This is a genomic window from Christensenella hongkongensis, assembly GCF_000981035.1.
Classification (GTDB): domain Bacteria; phylum Bacillota; class Clostridia; order Christensenellales; family Christensenellaceae; genus Christensenella; species Christensenella hongkongensis.
Genome location: NZ_LAYJ01000116.1, coordinates 1 through 18,504 on the forward strand (window position 1 = coordinate 1; position 18,504 = coordinate 18,504).

Consider the following 18,504-nt stretch of genomic DNA (forward strand, 5'->3'; position numbering starts at 1 on the left):
GCACCGCTCCAAGCCCGTCCTTTTTCATCTGCTCCCGCGTTTTCTCCAGGCGGTCCTTCCTCAGCTTGTCGTAATCGATCCTCTGCTCATGGTCTACCGCCATTGTCCCTAATGTCATTTCTTTTTCCTCCCTTTGTTTCCTTTTCTGCGCCGGATCAGGTAAAGTCGATCCCGCCGTTGATGTTAATCAGCTGCCCCGTCACATACGAGCCCGATTCCGACGCCAGCCACATAATTGCCCCTGCATAATCCTTCCCGTATCCGTAACGGTGCAGCGGGATCGTATCAAGCTCCTCTTCCTTCAGCTCGTCGAACGTCATTCCACGTTCCTGCGCTTCCTCGCGCATGAACCCCCAGTGCATTTCCGTCGCGGCAAGCCCCGGGCACAGTGCGTTCACATTCACATGGTACGGCGCCATTTCAAGCGCCAGCGCCTGCGTCATCGTGTGCACCGCTCCTTTTGACGCTCCGTAGGTCGCGCTCCCCGCGTGCCCCACCTTTCCAAAGAACGAGCCCGTGTTCACGATCGTCCCATAGCCCTGTTTCCTCATCTGCTGCGCCGCATATTTGCACCCGTGGAATATCCCCTTGAAGTTCACAGCCAGCACACGGTCAACGTCCTTCATGTCCGTATCCGCTACATGCGCCGCTCCCGCGTGCATCCCCGCGTTGTTGTAGATGATATCCAGCCTGCCAAATTTCTTTACTACGCCTTCCACCATTTCCTTTACCGCTTCTTCATCCGACACGTCAAGCTGCACGCCGTACCCCTCGTTTCCCGGAAACTGCTCCTTGATTTCCTTCCATGTCTCGTGTACCTCCGGCAGCAGGTCTGCGATTACCACATGTACGCCTTCCGCTGCCATTGCCTCCGCGCAGCCCCGGCCCATTCCCCGCGCCGCTCCTGTTACGATTGCTACCTTGCCTTCCACGCTCCTGAATTCACTCATCTTTTTGCCTCCTTTTTACTTTCTTTATTTTTGATTTTTGGCAGCATGCCGCTGCCGTATTTTTTAGTTCCCTGTCATTGTTATATTCCTGTCATTTTTCCCGGACGGGGCCTGTGGATTCCCGCACGACCAGCTCCGGCTCAAGGGTTATTTTCTTTTGTACGTCCAGTTCTCCCTTAATCAAATCCCGCAACATCCTGAACGTAATCCCTCCCATTTCAAGCAATGGCGTATTCATGGTCGTAAGGGAGGGGGCAAGCAGCGGCGCCACCCAAATATCGTTATATCCCGCCACCGAAATATCCTCCGGGATTGAGAGCCCCTCGCTTTTAATTGCCCTCATCGCGCCGATCGCCACCATATCGTTGCCCGCACAGATTGCCGTGGGCCTTTCCTCCAGCTTCAGCAGCTCCTTGCATGCACGGTAGCCCGACTCCTCGTCATATTTTGTTTCAAGCACATATCCGGAATTGTATTCGATTCCTGCTTTTTTCAGTCCCTTGCGGTAGCCTTCCAGCCTCCTGATTGCCGTATCCACAAAGAGCGGCCCGGAAAGGTGGGCGATCTTTGTGTGCCCCATCTGCACCAGATGCTCTACCATATCCATCATTCCGCCTATATCGTTCGTGCGGACATAAGGCGCGCTGGCGTTCGCCGAGGCGCGGTTCACCATGACATATTTGATATCGCTTTTTTCAAATACCCTGACCACATCGTCCTCAACGTAGCTTGATCCAAGGATAATACCTTCCACAAACTGTGATTGCAGGATTCGTATATACTCTTTTTCTTCCTCCGGATTATCTCCCGTATCGCACAGGACGATTCCGTACCCCGCCTCACGCGCTGCCAGCTGAATACCTTTGACGATCTCTGTAAAAAACGGATTCATAACATCCGCGATCACAACGCCTATCATATTACTGGAGTGCATACGCAGGCTTCTCGCAACCGAGTTTGGGGCGTAATTCAATTCCAAAATGGCCTGGTCTACCGCGCGCCGCGTTTCCTCCCTGATGTTAAGCGTTTTATCTTTATTGAACACGCGCGACACCACGGCGGACGTTACCCCGGCCTTCATCGCCACGTCTTTGATCGTAATTCTTTTTTTGCCATCCACGTTTTTATCCATAAAGCTTCCAGTCTTTCTGCTTTTATACAAATGCTTTTTTCAGCGTTTCTACGTCCTGTGCAAGAAGCCGCTTGGGTGAATTTCCTTTTGTTGATAAGGGTGGCTGCGTATAATAATTTTCGATCACAATAAATCCACGATAGCTGCTCTTCACAATTTTCTCCGCAGTTTTGAAAAACTCTGTGTCGCCCGTTCCGAGAAGCGCTCCGCTCAGATCGTTCCCCCTGCCGTCCTTCACATGGATTTCATAGACCTCGTCCTTGAGCATCTCAAATAAATCCGGCGTGGACAGCTTGTATTTCAGGTAATGGTTCTGCGAGTCGAAATAGATCCCGAAATTGTCCGCGTTCACCAGCCTGACCAGCGAAAGCATATCCTCCGCGCCCATATTGTTTTCGGTGGTCACCATAAGGCCCTGCGCCGCGGCCTCCCGGCAAATTTTTCTGTAATTTTCCACCGTCATCTCAAAGGCGCTTTTTCCGCTGATCTCGCTTTTGTTGAAGGACGGACACATCAGCATGGGCATACCCATGCGCTTGGCAATACGTATCCCTTCAAAAATGAGTTCCATCGCTTTTTCGCGCGAAGCCGGATCATTTTGATCGCACATACTGATATGGTCCAGCACCGTCATGGAAATCGACGTAAACGTCAATCCGTATTTTTCCGCGGCTTCCATATATTCGTCCTGAAGCTCCCTGCAAAGCAAGCCCTGCCCGCGCAAGGCCTCTTTTCCAATCCCAAGCTGGATCGCTTCAAGGCCTGCTTCGGATACGATTTTGCACAGCGCCGCCCCGCGGGCTTTAAGCGCCCATTCGCATAACCCGAATTGAAATCGTTTCATGTCCTTTTCCTCCGTCATACCGCTTTTGTGCCTGTAATTGTGATCGCCTTGATCAGGTTTTCCTCTGTAATCTCGTCACCCGTGAATTCCGCAGTGATCTCTCCTTGTGTGATCGCGATCAACCGGTTGCTGATGCCCATAACCTCGGGCATCTCCGACGAAATGACAATCACGGCGATTCCCGACTCCGCCAGCTCCGCAATCAGCTTGTGTATCTCTGCCTTCGATCCGACGTCGATACCCCTTGTTGGTTCGTCGAGAATCAACAGCTGCGGTGAAATGCTCATCCATTTGGCGATTACGATTTTTTGCTGGTTGCCGCCGGAGAGGTTGACCACCTTTTGCTCCGGGCTTGGGGAGCTTATGCTCATTTTTTGTTGATACTCATTGTAAATTTCCTTCGTTTTCTGGTTATCGATAAAGCCGTGCCTGCGAATCCACGGAAGCTTTGCCATACTGATGTTTTCCCTGCATGTCATATCGAGGACGAGGCCTTCCTCCTTGCGGTTCTCCGGTACAAAACCAATGCGGTGCTTTTGTACCGCGTCGACACTGTTCCTGATCTTCACCTGTTTTCCATTGAGGTAAATCTCGCCTGAATCCGGCCTGCGTATACCAAAAATCGTTTCTACAATTTCTGTACGGCCCGCTCCCACAAGTCCGTACAATCCAACGATTTCACCTTTGCGAACATGAAAGGAGATGTCCTGATATACGCCTTTCAGGCAAAGCTTTTCCACACGGATCACTTCATCGCCCGGCACAGCGTGGCTTTTATGAAAATAATCGTCAAGCGTACGCCCGATCATGCTTTGCACGATATCCTCGAGCGTAATATCTTTCGTATTAAACTCGCCCGTAGGCTGTCCGTCCCGGAATACAAGCACCCGGTCGCTGATTTCAAATACCTCGTCCATTTTGTGGGTAATATAGACGATTCCAACACCCTGCGCTTTCAGGCTGTTGATATTCTCGAACAACGAATCCTTTTCTTTTTCCGTAAGCGATGAGGTTGGTTCGTCAAGAATCAGTACTTTTGCCCCAAGTGCAATTCCGCGCGCGATCTCTACGAGCTGTTGCTGGGCAATCGGCAGTGCCGCTACGGGTGCTTTCGGATCCACCTCGCATCCAAGCTTTTCCAGTACGGTTTTCGCATCCGTATTGAGTTTTTTCCAGTCTACAACGCCATGCTTCATCGGCAGGCTTCCCAGATAAATATTTTCTGCCACGGAAAGGTCCATCACAAGCGACAGCTCCTGGAATATCAGGATTATTCCGTCCTCTTTTGCCTCCATTGGGTTCCTGTAACGAACCGGCTTACCCTGATATAATATTTCTCCGGAATCCGCATCTGCCTGGTGCACGCCGGAAAGCACCTTCATAAGCGTTGACTTCCCCGCTCCGTTTTCCCCGCAGAGCGCCAGTACTTCGCCATATTTTAAGTTCAGGCGGGCGTGGCTCAATGCCTTAACGCCCGGAAACGTTTTGCTGATGTCGTTCATTTCGAGCACATAACCATTTCCTGTATTCTCGCTCATATCCATTTCCTCCGGTTTCTTATCGATCTATTATCATCCGGCTCTTGCCGTTTATATGCCAATTCATTCAGGCAGCGCCGCCGGAACGCGTCCGGCGGCTTTTTGCCCTGTTTCAGTTTCTTACCATGCCGGGAGATCGATCGTTCCGATCGTTTCCGGCGTTACCTTTGGCGTGTCGATATAGCTGAAAAACTCGACTTCCTCCCCTGCCGCTACCTGCAAAGCAACGTCCAGCGTTGTTTTTGCATCGGTCATAGGCGACTGCAGGACTGAGCCTGCAATTTCTCCGCTTTCAAGATACCCCTTCGCTTCGTCGTCTCCGAAGAAACAACAGCTGATTACTTTGATCTGATCCATTCTGCCCGCTTCTTTAATCGCGTTGATCGCACCAATCGCCATATTGTCGTCCGCGCAGTATACCGCGTCGATATCGCTGAATTTTAACAGGAAATTTTCCATCTGCTGCTGTGCCTTTTCCCTGTTCCAGTCTCCCGGCTGCGAATCTGCGATCTCAATGTTGCTGCCTTCGATTTTACTTCTGAATCCTTCCGAACGTTCCGTGGCGGTGGTGTATCCGGGCAGCCCTGTAATTTCTACGATTTTTGCCCCATTTGGAAATGCTTCCATCATCATTTCGCCGGCAAGCTCGCCTTCCTTCACATTATCCGGCCCGACGAAACACTTGATGTAGTCGTAGCCGGATTCGTCAATATTGGAATTGGCAATGACTACCGGAATGCCCGCCTCGCTCGCCTTTTTGGCCGCAGGCACAAGCGCTTTACCGTTTACGGGCCATATAATGATTACGTCGCAGCCCTGCTGAATCAGGTCGTCCACCTGGTTGATCTGCTTGGTTACGTCGCCTGTTGCGTCAAGCTGCACAAGGTCAACGCCTTTTTCCGCTGCGTATTCCCGCAAAGTTTTGTCGTGCTGCGTCTGGTACGTGTCTGTTCCGACGTTGTTTGCAGTGCTTCCGATTTTGTACGATCCCGCACCGCTTTCGCCCTCCTGCACCGTAGCGCTTGCCTCCGCCGTATTTGCAGCCGTACTGCCCTGCGCCTCGGGGCTTTCTGCGCAGGCTGCAAATACCCCCATCAGCATAACGATTGCAATCACCAAAGCGAGCCTTTTCAAATTTTTCATGTTCTCCCTCCTTTTATTTTTTATTCCTTACCGGTTTTATACCGGCAAAGCAAAATTAAGCAGTATTGGGCTTTAGTATCTTATCCAGATACAGCACCACAATCAGTATCACACCAGTAATCAGCGTATTATAGTAGGACTGCACATTCAGCAGATTCATCGCGTTTTCAATGATTCCGATCGTCATGACCCCGCCAAGCGAAAACCACATATTTCCATATCCGCCGACCAGTTTTGTTCCTCCGAGTACAACCGCCGCGATTACCATAACGTTTGTATCCGGCCATCCGAGCGTAGGCGTTGCGGCGTTCATTTTAGACGCATACAGAATGCCTGCCGCAGCAGCGCAAAGCGAGCAGATTACAAAATTGATAATCGTCGTCTTTTGCGTATTGATTCCCGCATTTGAAGCAGAGTTTTCATTTCCGCCGGTTGCATAGGTGTTCCTCCCATGTTTTGTATACCGCAGCACAAGCTGGGCGATTACCAGAAGTACTGCGAAAACAATAATCAGGTTGGGAATTCCAAGAAAATTCCCGGAGCCAAAATCGCCAAACGCGTCGCTGATCCCCACAATCGCCTGCTCCTGGGTATAAAGGTACAGGAAGCCTCTTACGCCGAGCATGGAGGCAAGCGTTACGACAAAGGCGTTAATGCCCACCTTTGCCACCAAAAGCCCGTTGATCATGCCGACCGCAAAACCAACCAGCAGAGCGATCAGCACAGCCGGCAGTACGCCAAGCGGCTGCAGTCCAACCGCGAGCGAAGCGCAAAGCCCCATAAGCGTTCCAACCGAAAGGTCAAAATAGCCGTTGATAATCAGGAATGTCATCCCTATCACCATGATGCCTTCCGCAGAATTCTGTTCGATAATATTGACAAAATTGTTCCCGTTAAAGAATCCGTTTACAAAAATAGAGAAAGCAATGATAAAAACCGCAATGATCGGCAGGATTGTATTTCTTTTTGCAAACTGCTTTACCGACGCCATACTCATACCAGCACCTTCTTTCTTTTGGTTGCGATATCAATCCATACCACCAGAATGATAATTACCCACTGGGCGATCCACTGTGTGTAATATGGAAATCCGATCATAACAAATCCATTTTTCAAAACGCCCATGATCAGCACTCCGATAAAGGTTTTCGCAACGCTGCCGCTGCCGCCCAAAAGACTCGTCCCCCCAAGGATTACGCCTGTGATTACGTCAAATTCATAACCCTCGCCAATCGTACTTTGTGCTGCTCCAACCCTTGCGCCCAAAATTACTCCTGCAACCGCAGTCATCAGCCCGGATAACACGAAAGTCATCATAACAATCTTTTTGTCATTGATCCCCGTAAAGCGGCAGGCGGTGCTGTTCCCGCCCACAGCCATAAGCTGCCTGCCAAAGACCGTCTTTTTCAGGACTATTTCAAAAATAATGATGCAGCCCGCATAGATGATAATTGGCACGGGGATTCCCCCAAGGCTGCCTTTTCCCAGCATGGAAAACCATGTAGCGTCCGGGTTGCTGAGCGAGCTGTACTTCCCTCCGGAATAAATCAATACAACCGCCTGCAGGATACCCATCATACCAAGCGTAACAATCATGGAATTGAGCCTTAAATACCCTACCAGCCATCCGGACACAATTCCACTCGCGAGCCCTGCCGCAACGGCAATCAGCATCGCGGGAACCGGGCCAAGCGTATCGTGCAGGCTGATGGCCAGAACGCAGGTCAGCGAAAGAAGCGAGCCGACCGATAAATCAAAATTTCCTCCCCCGATGATTACATAGGTCATTCCGCACGCCATGATCCCCACAATCGAAATCTGCCGCAGGATCAAAATGATGTTGTCGGCTGTAAAAAATTCTTTTGCCGCAAAGGAAAATATCAGCACAATAATAATCAGTGCAAATATGATTCCCTGCTTTTTCACAACCGTCCATGCTTTGTTGCTGTTTTGCAAATCCATTCCCCACTACTCCTTTACCACGGTTGCTGAAATTTAACGAAATTTATCCCGGAATGGTGCCGGATTTCCCCCAAAAGGCAAAATATCCGCTAAATAGATTTAGCAGATATTTCTACTTAAAATGATTATTGTGTTTCTTATTATCTATATTTTCCAATATATCCCAAAATAATTTTATTAAATCGTTAAAATTATCTATTGACATTGTATTACTGCTGTGTTATATTAAATCCAACTTAATGAAAAGCATAATTAACTCTAAATCATGCTTAGTTTCCACGCTTTTATGATAAAAACTATATGAATTGTTGAAGTTTATTACTCTGTTTATTTTTTTAACCGTTGTTAAATCGAATTAATTATTTTATCAGGCATTCTTCGTTTTATTCGCATCATAAAAAATCAAAAACAAAAAAATTCTATCATTTGGATAGAAGGAGGCATAAATTAATTCTATTGTAAAGGAATAGTAAAAGAAGCTGAAAAATCACATTTAAAATGCGTTTTTTCAGCTTCTTTCTGTTTTTTTGATACTGCTATGATACTAATAATTCGAGCTTTTTTGTGATTTCGCTCTGCTTGTTCGGATAGAGATGCGCATAGGTATTGAGCGTTGTCCTGATGTCCTCATGGCCGAGACGTTCGGCGATCAAAACCGGCGAGCATCCAAGTTCGATCAAAAGAGACGCGTGCGAGTGCCGAAGATCGTGAATTCTGATTTTTTTGATTCCCGACTCCCTGCATCCGATGTCCATTTTATGATACAGGTAGTATTTTGTAAATGCAAACAGCCGCTCCTTTTGCATCGGTTTTTCAAGCCTGCCCATATATTGTTTCAGTTCTTCTTCCAAAAAATCCGGAATTGCAATCATCCGTTTGCTTTTCGGTGTTTTAGGCTCGGTGACCACGTCCTTTTTGTTCAGCCTCTGGTATGTTTTATTGACGTCGATATACCCGTCCTTCACATCCTTTGCAGTGAGTGCGGTAAGCTCTCCGACACGCATTCCCGTCCAATACAAAAGCGCAAACGCCAGATGCGTCCTGCTATCGTTTTCAAAAAAGCTGTTAAACGCAAGAAACTCATCCTTCGTCCAGAATTTCATAGCGTCCGCGCTTTTTCTTCCAATGCTTCCGGCCCGCCTGCACGGGTTTTCCCTGAGTCCGTAATAATTCACCGCATAATTAAGAATCGCGGAAAGCTGGTTATTGATCGTCTTGAGGTATGTCGCCGCGTAGCCTTTTTTGATCAGTTCATTCTGCCAGTGCCTGATGGTCGTTGGCTTGATCTCGCCGATGGGCATATCTCCAAGATAGGGCAACAGCTTTGTCCTTGCAAGCAGGCGCTTGTTTTCCATTGTGGAATGCTTCAACCGGTTTTTCATATCCGACAAATAAAGCTCAGTCAGGGAAGAAAAGGTCATTTGTGGTGATTTTTGCAGCTTGTCGAAATAGGCCCGCTCCCAGCTGCGCGCATCCTTTTGCCTCATAAAGCCGCGTTTCATCTTCTGCTTTTTGACTCCGTTCCAGTCTGTATAATAAAATTTACAATACCATGTATTTTGCTGCTTATCCTTATAAACCGGCATACTACTCCTCCTTGGGCAACTCAAATAGTCGGACTTTTTTGTCCGATACTGGTTTGATACTGTTTTTTCGATCATAAATATAAGAAGTTCAATCAGGAGGTACCAAAAATGCAAGGGGCGCCTGTATGTTCCTGCCTTTTTTAATATCCGGGTTTCACGCAAACTCCGCTTTTCGGTTTATGACAGTTTCCCGGCAATATCGCCTGCCAGTTTGGCAAACGCCGTTATGAGCTGCAAAATATCCTTTGCTTTCACGCTGCTTTGTTTGCCGGAAGCCATACGCGCAAAATCCATTCCCTTTTGCGTCAGGGAGACTTTGTAAGGAATTTCATCAGCATCGTACTTTTCAAAGCCCGGATTTACCATCGATAATCTTTCCAGATAACGGAACAACTCCAGAACGTTTTCCGCCCTTACTCCTGTTCCGGTAAAATCCGCTGTTTGCGCGGGATTATTTTTCAACTGCAGTACGAGCCATAAAATCTGTGCAAGAGCATTTTTATCCGGCGGTTTCCTCGCGTCGTTCGGAATCATCCAGCGGTTGCTCGAATCTTTAAATGCTCCGCTCACGAGCCCGTTTTTGCAATAATCCGCAACCGTCCCCTGCTTAACGTCCCAAAACCCGGCCATTACTTTGGTTGTAACGTATCGTTTGCCTTCAATTTCAAAACTGTCTTTTCTCATCTATTGCTCCCTTACCCGCATTCTTTTCACAGCAACCCCTGATGTCAATATCATTTTAACATAACCACAGGCATACGCATAGTTTGCCTTTTGGTTCTCAGGCCAATACCGGTACCTGCTTACAGCGCCCGTCTTGGCCTTGTGCCATTACTACGGGCAGTGTTTTTAAAGCAACAAAAAAACATACCGCTGAATTGCGATATGTTTTTTTGTTTTAATCTTATAATTGGGGGCCAGCGGAAACAAGTGCTTTTCCTGCTTCATTTCCCTCATATTTTGCAAAGTTCTTGATAAAGCGCTGTGCCAGATCTTTTGCTTTTGCTTCCCACTCGGCAGCATCTGCGTAGGTGTCGCGCGGATCAAGAATGTTCGTATCTACGCCTGGAAGCTCTGTTGGAATCTCAACGTTAAAGTAAGGCAGCTTTTTCGTCGGCGCCTTTGCAATAGAGCCGTTCAGGATCGCATCAATGATGCCACGGGTATCGCGGATGGAGATACGTTTTCCTGAACCATTCCAGCCAGTGTTAACAAGGTATGCCTTTGAATTGTTCTGTTTTGCCCTCTTAACAAGTTCTTCCGCATACTTTGTCGGATGCAGCTCCAGAAATGCCTTGCCGAAGCAGGCCGAGAAGGTCGGCGTCGGTTCTGTGATTCCACGCTCCGTACCGGCAAGTTTCGCCGTGAACCCGGACAGGAAGTAATACTGCATTTGTTCCGGAGTCAGGATCGATACGGGAGGAAGAACGCCGAACGCATCTGCCGACAGGAAAATGATATCCTTTGCCGCCGGAGCCGCAGAAACAGGTTTTACAATGTTTTTGATGTGGTCGATCGGATAGGACACGCGCGTATTTTCCGTCACGCTCTTATCTGTGAAATCGATCTTGCCGTTTGCGTCAAGCGTAACGTTCTCCAGAAGCGCATCGCGTTTGATTGCATTGTAGATGTCCGGTTCAGATTCTTTGTCCAGATCAATCACCTTTGCGTAGCAGCCGCCTTCAAAGTTAAAGACGCCCTTATCATCCCAGCCGTGCTCGTCGTCTCCGATCAGAAGGCGCTTCGGATCCGTGGACAACGTGGTCTTGCCTGTACCGGAAAGTCCGAAGAAGATTGCGGTATTCTCACCATTCAAATCGGTGTTTGCCGAGCAGTGCATCGAAGCAATACCCTTAAGCGGCAGATAGTAATTCATCATGGAGAACATGCCCTTCTTCATCTCGCCGCCATACCATGAATTCAAAATAACCTGCTCGCGGCTGGTAAGGTTGAACAGTATGCCTGTTTCAGAATTCAGGCCCAGCTCTTTGTAGTTGTCTACCTTTGCCTTGGAAGCGTTATATACAATAAAGTCCGGCTCGAAATTTTCCAATTCTTCTGCCGAAGGCGTAATAAACATATTCGTAACGAAATGCGCCTGCCATGCAACCTCCATAATAAAACGGATTGACATACGGGTATCCGCATTGGCGCCGCAGAATGCGTCTACCACAAACAGCCTTTTGCCTGAAAGCTCTTCCATAGCAATTTCTCTTGCTGTTTTCCATGCTTCCTCACTGAGCGGGCGATTGTCGTTGGGCTGCTCATCAGAGGTCCACCATACAGTGTCCTTTGAATTCTCATCCATGACAATAAATTTGTCTTTCGGTGAACGCCCAGTATAGATACCGGTCATAACGTTTACCGCGCCAAGCTCGCTTTCCTGGCCCTTTTCAAAACCCTCCAGGCCCGGTTTCGTCTCTTCTTCGAATAGCATCTCATATGAAGGATTGCGAACAATCTCCTTCACGCCTGTAATTCCATACTTACTTAAATCAATATTTGCCATTATTACACCCTCGCTTTCCTAATAGCTTAATAAAATATTGTAGTCTTTTTATTATCTAACTTTGTGAATATAATGTCAACTCCCAAACAGCCTGAATTCCCAATAAAACCGGAAATAACGCACCCTTTGCGGAGTTGCCGAAAGCATATATAAAAACCTGTTTACTGTATCAAAAAACGGTAACAATTCCACTATCCAAATAAAAATGTTCAGAACTGCTACCGCCGATCAGTATGGTCTGGGTGACAGGAATTGAACCTGCGACCTCTTGAACCCCATTCAAGCACGCTACCAAACTGCGCCACACCCAGATATATGATGCCTTCTCCGGCACCATAATATTTTATCAAATTTTAATCAAAGATACAATCCTTTTTTCTTATAATTTAAGACAATTTTTCTTATAATTCAAGGCCATCCACATCCGAAAGTTTGGTTTGGATACGGATGGACCGCTTTTGTACGGTCTCCAGGTGGTTTTGCGCAGCATTGAGTGAGTTTTGCGTCTTTTGTATCATTGCCGCAAAGGTTTCAAATTCGGTTTTTATTCCACCCAGCATGTCGATAATGGCTGCGGAATGCTGCTTGATGGACAACGTACGAAAGCCGGTCTGCAGGCTGGTCAAAAAAGCGCTCAGCGTAGTCGGCCCGGTGATCATCACACGGTATTTAGTTTGCAGCTTATCCACAAGCCCCAGGCGAATGATCTCTGAGTACAGCCCCTCGGATGGCAGGAACATAATTGCAAAGTCTGTCGTTTTTGGCGGATGGATATATTTATCGCTGATTTTTTTGGCTTCTGCGAGTACCGCCTGCACGAAATCCTTTTGCGCCGCGGCAAGAGCCTGTTGATCTCCCGCGTCGCTCAGCGCAAGCACCCTTGCGTAACGGTCCATCGGAAATTTTGAGTCGATGGGAAGCAGCACGTCCCCGCCCTCTTCGCGCGGCATCCGCACTGCAAACTCAACGGAATTGTCCTGTTCTATCCGTGCATTTTCTTCAAACTGAGACGGCGAGAGAAAATCGGACAGCAGCTTATACAGTTGCACTTCCCCCCATATGCCCCTCGTCTTAACCCCTGCGAGTATGCCCTTCAAATCTCCGATCCCGTCGGTAAGGGCGCGCACCTCTCCCATGCTCTGATAAACCTGGCGGAGCTGTTCGTTCACGCGCTGGAACGAGGTTGTGAGCCCGCTTTTCAGCGTCGTATCCAGCTTTTGGTCTACCGAATGCTGTATCTCGCCCAGTTTTTTCTCCACGGCGCGCCGCAAAAGCTCTACGCTCCCGTTATTCGCGCTTGCCGTTTTATTGACCATATCCATCATCATACCGGACAATATCTGAAACTGATTCGAAATTTCCAGCCGCAGCTTTGTTTCGTCCGTCGTCTTTTTCCCCTGACGCACGATCAATACGATGCACAGTACGATCAGTATTCCAAATCCTGTTAAAATCATTGCAGTTTCATTCATAATAAACACCTCTTTTCTATGATACCATACCCATCCGCAAAATAATGGTAAATACAATGAATTATTCCTGCGGCTTTTTCTCCTGCAATCCAGTTTGCCCGCCCGGCAGCAAAAGCAACAAAAAACAACGGCTTTCAGAAGAAAGCCGTTGTTTTCTTTTCATCGGTTTATCATCAAACCGCATTGTCTTCGTTTTTCTGTTTTTTTCTGAGTCCAAACCACGCCATTACCGCCTGCAGTGCAAGCAGTACTGCAAACAGCCATGACCACGCATCCAGCAATGCCATCAGCGCCGACATATCCTGTGTCGCCAGGAACAGTACCACAAGGGCGATGCCCGCCAGGATTCCAATCAATTTGTAAATCCAGCGCTTCTTTCCTGATTGCTCTTCCTGCTGTTTCCTCTTTTTAAGGAATATCCTGAGCGCAAGAACGATAGAAAGCGCCGCGCCTGCGATCATCAGTATCAGGTTCAGAAGCGACCATGTCGGTACTTTCGCTACGCCGTGCAGCGGCATACTGTTTTCAGAGCCTCCGATTGCGGGAACCTCTGAGTCCCCGGTCGCCTGAACCGCTTCTTTCCCCGCCGGTTTGGATGCGCTGTTTGTCTTTTCATCCGGCTGACGTACATGATCTGTTCCTGCTTCCACGTCGTCCGTCCCGGATTGCGCAGATTGCGTTCCGTCGCTTCCCGCTGCCGGTTTCTCCGGATTTTCCGGATTCCCAGGATTTACAGAGTTCTCCGGTTTGTTGTCCCCGGCCTCTCCAGCCGGAAGCTGCGCCTGTGCCCGCAGGTGAATATCGCTTGCGGCAAGCGTGAGCGTATTGGAAGAAAATCCATTGCTGTCCGCGCCGAAATCGTCGCCCAGATTTTCAATGTCGTCCGCCATGCCTTCGTCCGGCCTTACTTTCACCTGATAATCTCCCGCATCTGCCGCAAACCAACCCTCGCCGTTTTCAGGGCTGAAACGGTATTTACCCGCTTCGCCTACCGGCTGCGTCATAATCTGCGCGCCGTCTACGTAAAGCCCGATGTCATGCGACCTGTAGGCCGCGCCGTTATCAAACTCCACGGCGATCTTTATCGGCTCAAGTACAAAATCGTGTACCGGATTGGGGTTGGCCGCATTCCCCGTGCCGTTGCTTCCAACAAACGCAGCGTCAGGATTTTTCACTCCGTCCGGCAATGCTGCATGGTCGAGCAGGAGCGTATAGCCCTTGCTTGCAGGCTCATCCTTCGTCGCACGGATTTCAAAGCGGTAAGCGCCGTTTTCATCCGTGGTGGCAGAGCCCGTTTCAAGTCCGGTTGCGTAGAGAACAGCCCCTTCGATGTTTTTTCCGTTTGAGCTGACCGTTCCGCTGACCGTTCCTTTATATTTGACTACGGCTTTGACCGTTGCCGTAACGCTGTAATCGTAGCTGTTCACGTAAGTAAACGTTACTTGATACGTTCCCGGAACGTTTGCATCAAATCCATTGAGGCGGGCATCTGCTCCCGATACCTCAATACCTCCGTCCGTGATGGAAACAAGACTGCGCAGGTACTCCTGCCAGCCAGTAAAGCTGTCCGGAAAAGCCTCTCCCATAAACAGCTCAAGCTCCGCATCCGTCTTTTGAAGCGTATTCTCCGGCCGTTCAATATGGATCGTACGCGTAACGCTTGTCGCCTGCGCGTCGCCATCCCTTTGCGTCGTATACGTAATCACGTAGGTACCTGCTTTTGAGGCATTGACGTAATCGAGCGCCTGCTTGATGCCAAAATCAATGCTGCTTCTGGTTCCCTGTGCATAGCCGATATCAAGGCCCGGAACCATACCCGGCGCATTGTAACCGCTGTTTTGGAAGTCTCCGTTTCCATTGAACTCTGCGACTGTCGTCTTTTGTCCGTCTGCCGGGGTGAATTCCACCTTCACGGAATCGATCGCAAGCTCTGTAAAGTCGTCATACGCGATCACGCTATCCCATACGGGAATATTGCCCTCCTCCAGCATCGCTACAGTTGTCTCCTGTTCGATGGGCTTTTCACCCATACCGTCAGGTGCGGCTAAAATCGGTGCGTCTGACTTTCTCAGCTTGACTGCGGCAGTGTTTGCACGCTCGCCTTTCATTTCGCCGCCAAAATCAAACAGCATCTGTCCAATCGCCGTAGAGCCGTATTCCGGCTTTGTATTCTCCACGACCACCGGCACGCCAAATTGTGCAGTCATCCTGAACTGCTCTTTGTCGCCCAGAGTTTTGAACTCATAGCGGAACGCAGTCACCTTTCCAAGGTCTCCGTCCGGGATAGGCCCGTTTACTTTCGTCCAGGTTCCAAGCGTTTTTAATTCGTCGAGCGTCCATGCGGATTTCTCCCACAGCAGGTCCTGCGTCGTGTAATAGACCTCGTAAGAGGTTCCCGCCCCCGCGGTGAATACCGGCTGTCCTGTCAGCATTGTACGCCATTTTTCATCAGAATGGTTGTTCCTTGCGGGCAGGATAAAATATGCCTGTGCATCCGTAAGGTTACTGCCCATACCGTTATAAAGCTGTACCAAAAATTGCTCGCTGCGGCTGCCTGCCCTTATCTGCGGGAAAGAACCCGCAACGTTGCTGTTGTAGGACTGGTACCGGTCACGCTGTGCGTCTGTGCGGACTGCGGCATATACCTGTGCGTTTTTTGAAGCGGTCAGGTCGATTGACGTTGTACGCGAGTTGTTGGAACGCACTGCATAGCTGCCGTTGAGGATCGCTCCCTCAGGCAATACTCCGCTTGTGTTGACTGTCGCTCCTCCTGCACCGCTCATATAGACGCGCGCCGCCTTGTCGCCCCATGTGCCGACAAACACGTCGTTTGCCGTCATCTCAATATAACTTGCCGATGCTTCCGGCGGCATATTGACTGGTACGCTCACGCGCAGCCTGCTGGCATAGTGGCCCTCTATCCACACGTCCGCACCGGACTCCCCGTGGATTTTCACCTCGATGACTTCCTTGCCGTCGCTGTTTTTTCCAAGGCTTTTCGCCGTATATTGCAGATTTGCAGGATCGTCTCCCAAAAGCTTAAAGCCCCTGCCTCCCGTCGTGTTCTTAAAAAGCTGTATATTGTCGAGGTCTGCCTCCATTCCATCCGGCAGCAGGAAATATACCACCGGGTTTGGCAAAAGCGTCGTATTGAGCGGATCATTCCCATCCGAGCGCAGCGTTGCGGAATACGGGTAATGCGACGGATAAAACTGCATGGTCAGGTAAAACTGCTCGCCCTTTTCGATTGAGCTTACAGGATTCTGGGTGCTGTTTGGCTGCGCAAACGCAAGCGTCGTTCCATCCGTATATACGTCCACCCAATAATCGTCCGCCACCACAGCCTTTGCAGAAAGCGTTCCTTTCAGGTTAACTGGCTCCCCGTTCCCGTTCACCGCGGATGCAAGCGTAAAGGTTGCCGTACTGCCCACAGCCATATTGTCATTGGTCACACCGGCAAATTGCAGCAGGTTTTTCGGATATTCAACCGGCCTTCCCGAAGCGCTTTTAATTGCCTGTATCCCATTGACCGTAACAATAAGCGGTTCCCCAAAGTTGTGCCCCTGCACGTCAATGGTATCGTAGTTTTTGTCCTGCGGAGCCATTTTTGTAACGCCGTTGACCGTAACGCTGTCGTACTGGTTATTTCCGTTTGTACCGGGAATACGCAGGTGCGTCACCTTGGTATTTGCCGGTATATTAAACGTAAGCTCCACATCTCCCTTCATACCGGGTAAAATAATCTCCGTTTTAAAAAGCTCCTGATAATAAAGATGCTCCGTTTTCGCTCCCGTGCCCGCATACTGCGCTGAATTATATTGCAGGTAACCTGCCGATCCGTCCGCGACGGCGCGCCGCATCACAACGCTCGCTTCATCGCTTGTTACAGGCTTTATGATCATCGATGAGGGTATATTTACATTAATCAGCGGAACGCCGCGGTCATTGAAATCTGTAAATTCCGCAGCCATTCCTTTGTCCGGCGCAAACGTATAACGCTTTCCGTTAATCTCCATCGTCCGCAGTATCTCCATATCCTGAAAATCGATGGATGTATTTTCCCCGCTGAAATCCTCCGTCGTTTTGAAATAAAAGGGGTGATATCCCGGGTTATAGTCAGCGCTCTTTTTCGTTCCGCTCTGCGTGTAAGTTAATGCCGGGCTATCCTCCTCCACAGGATCAAGTCCCTGGTCGTCGCGGTAAAAAGTGACCGGCGGCGCCAAAAAACCGTAGCTGCCGTATACCGCAGGGTTCTGCCACTCCAGATACGTGTGCGTATTCCCGCCGGCAGTCACACTTACCTTACTGAAATCAAGCGTTACTTCAACCTGGTCATAGCCGATATAGTTTGCTCCGAAATAGCCTGCCCACACGCCGCCGTTCGTTTCCACGCCCGCGGTTTTCATTGAAACAACCGCAAACCCCGCTTCATATAAACCTGTCGACGCCCCTTCCGTAATGCTGACCGGTGATTTCATGGAAACCATGTTGCTCAGGCCAGCCGACTTGAAGAAGGCGTCCAGATATGCGGTTTTACTTTCAACCAGTTCGTCATCCAGCCCATCAACAACGCGGTAGAGCTTCACATCCACGCGCAGCTTTTCGTCTGGGTATACCTTTTGGGGAGCCGCCTCAAACGTGACGCTTGTTTCAGCGCTCACGGTTCCCGGAGCCACGTCATAAACAAGCGATGGATTTCCGTCAACCGGGCTTCCGGCAATAAATTTGCCACTGTTTGCCACACGGAAGCCTGATTCTGTTTCGCCCGGATCATTGTTATAATAAACCGCTACAATTTTGTAGCCCACCGCTTCGTCCGAGCCGTCCCTTACAAGGGAAAACTGTAAAGAATCGGCAAGGCCTACCTCTATCGTAGAGGAAAGTGTTCCGCTTTTCAGCCACCCAAGGCCAACCGAGCCCGCCCCAAGCAGGCTGCCGCTGCCCTGAATGCTGTTTGCTTCAGGCTCCGCTTTCTGCGTTGGTTCAGGCAGCTCTTCAGGTTCTCCTGCCGGTTCTTCCATCGCCTCCTGTTCCTTGCCGGAGCTGCCGTTTCCGCTTTCAAGCGGCGGTTCGTTCGTTTCCGCACTATCATTTGCCACTTCGGCCTGCGTATCATGCAGCGGTTCTCCAAACACCGTAACCGGTGCGGACACAATTAATACCATACAAAGCAGGACACATATCACGCTAATCAAATTTCTTCTGTTCTTTGTCACCAAACCATCCTTTCATATCTTCGCCACACAGCATTTGGGGCCGTGTGAAATCTATATCTTTCCATTTTCTAAAATCACTCTGGACGCCCGTTTCATGCTGTTTTCAAGATCAAAACCAACGATATTCCGGTCTGCAAATCATCTTGTTTCCG

12 protein-coding genes and 1 tRNA gene are annotated in these 18,504 nt (G+C 49.3%); all 13 read right to left on the bottom strand.

What is annotated here, in order from left to right; translation table 11 throughout:
- Positions 1-155: 155 nt before the first annotated feature.
- Positions 156-950 carry an SDR family NAD(P)-dependent oxidoreductase gene (locus CHK_RS12655; RefSeq protein WP_046444447.1) on the bottom strand — a complete coding sequence of 265 codons (795 nt, stop codon included), beginning with the start codon at positions 948-950 and terminating at the stop codon, positions 156-158.
- 91 nt (positions 951-1,041) lie between these two features.
- Positions 1,042-2,082 (bottom strand): LacI family DNA-binding transcriptional regulator, encoded by a 1,041-nt coding sequence (locus CHK_RS12660; protein ID WP_046444448.1) that lies wholly within the window; start codon positions 2,080-2,082, stop codon positions 1,042-1,044.
- A gap of 22 nt (positions 2,083-2,104) precedes the next feature.
- Positions 2,105-2,926: a sugar phosphate isomerase/epimerase family protein gene (locus tag CHK_RS12665; protein WP_160295677.1), complete on the bottom strand. Its 822-nt coding sequence runs from the start codon at positions 2,924-2,926 to the stop codon at positions 2,105-2,107.
- Between the two features lie 14 nt (positions 2,927-2,940).
- Complete coding sequence (locus tag CHK_RS12670) at positions 2,941-4,464, bottom strand: sugar ABC transporter ATP-binding protein (protein WP_131925034.1); 1,524 nt, start codon at positions 4,462-4,464, stop codon at positions 2,941-2,943.
- Between the two features lie 120 nt (positions 4,465-4,584).
- The gene (locus CHK_RS12675; protein WP_200896538.1) at positions 4,585-5,607 is read right to left on the bottom strand and encodes a sugar ABC transporter substrate-binding protein; all 1,023 of its coding nucleotides are present in this window, start codon (positions 5,605-5,607) and stop codon (positions 4,585-4,587) included.
- 55 nt (positions 5,608-5,662) lie between these two features.
- A complete protein-coding gene (locus tag CHK_RS12680) occupies positions 5,663-6,604 on the bottom strand; it encodes an ABC transporter permease (protein ID WP_052740583.1) in 942 nt (313 codons plus the stop codon).
- A complete protein-coding gene (locus CHK_RS12685; RefSeq protein WP_046444451.1) occupies positions 6,601-7,569 on the bottom strand; it encodes an ABC transporter permease in 969 nt (322 codons plus the stop codon). Before CHK_RS12685 ends, CHK_RS12680 begins: the two co-directional genes overlap by 4 nt.
- 536 nt (positions 7,570-8,105) lie before the next feature.
- Positions 8,106-9,155 carry a site-specific integrase gene (locus CHK_RS12690; protein ID WP_046444452.1) on the bottom strand — a complete coding sequence of 350 codons (1,050 nt, stop codon included), beginning with the start codon at positions 9,153-9,155 and terminating at the stop codon, positions 8,106-8,108.
- Between the two features lie 177 nt (positions 9,156-9,332).
- On the bottom strand, positions 9,333-9,839 hold the full coding sequence (locus CHK_RS12695; RefSeq protein ID WP_046444453.1) for a hypothetical protein: 507 nt from the start codon (positions 9,837-9,839) through the stop codon (positions 9,333-9,335).
- A gap of 220 nt (positions 9,840-10,059) precedes the next feature.
- Positions 10,060-11,664, bottom strand: a complete 1,605-nt coding sequence (gene pckA / locus CHK_RS12700) for a phosphoenolpyruvate carboxykinase (ATP) (RefSeq protein ID WP_046444454.1) — start codon at positions 11,662-11,664, stop codon at positions 10,060-10,062.
- A gap of 234 nt (positions 11,665-11,898) precedes the next feature.
- Positions 11,899-11,975, bottom strand: a tRNA-Pro gene (locus CHK_RS12705).
- Between the two features lie 90 nt (positions 11,976-12,065).
- Complete coding sequence (locus tag CHK_RS12710) at positions 12,066-13,136, bottom strand: DNA recombination protein RmuC (RefSeq protein ID WP_052740584.1); 1,071 nt, start codon at positions 13,134-13,136, stop codon at positions 12,066-12,068.
- A 173-nt stretch (positions 13,137-13,309) separates the two neighbouring features.
- Positions 13,310-18,301: an FILTED domain-containing surface protein gene (locus CHK_RS12715; RefSeq protein WP_131925039.1), complete on the bottom strand. Its 4,992-nt coding sequence runs from the start codon at positions 18,299-18,301 to the stop codon at positions 13,310-13,312.
- Between the last annotated feature and the right edge of the window lie 203 nt (positions 18,302-18,504).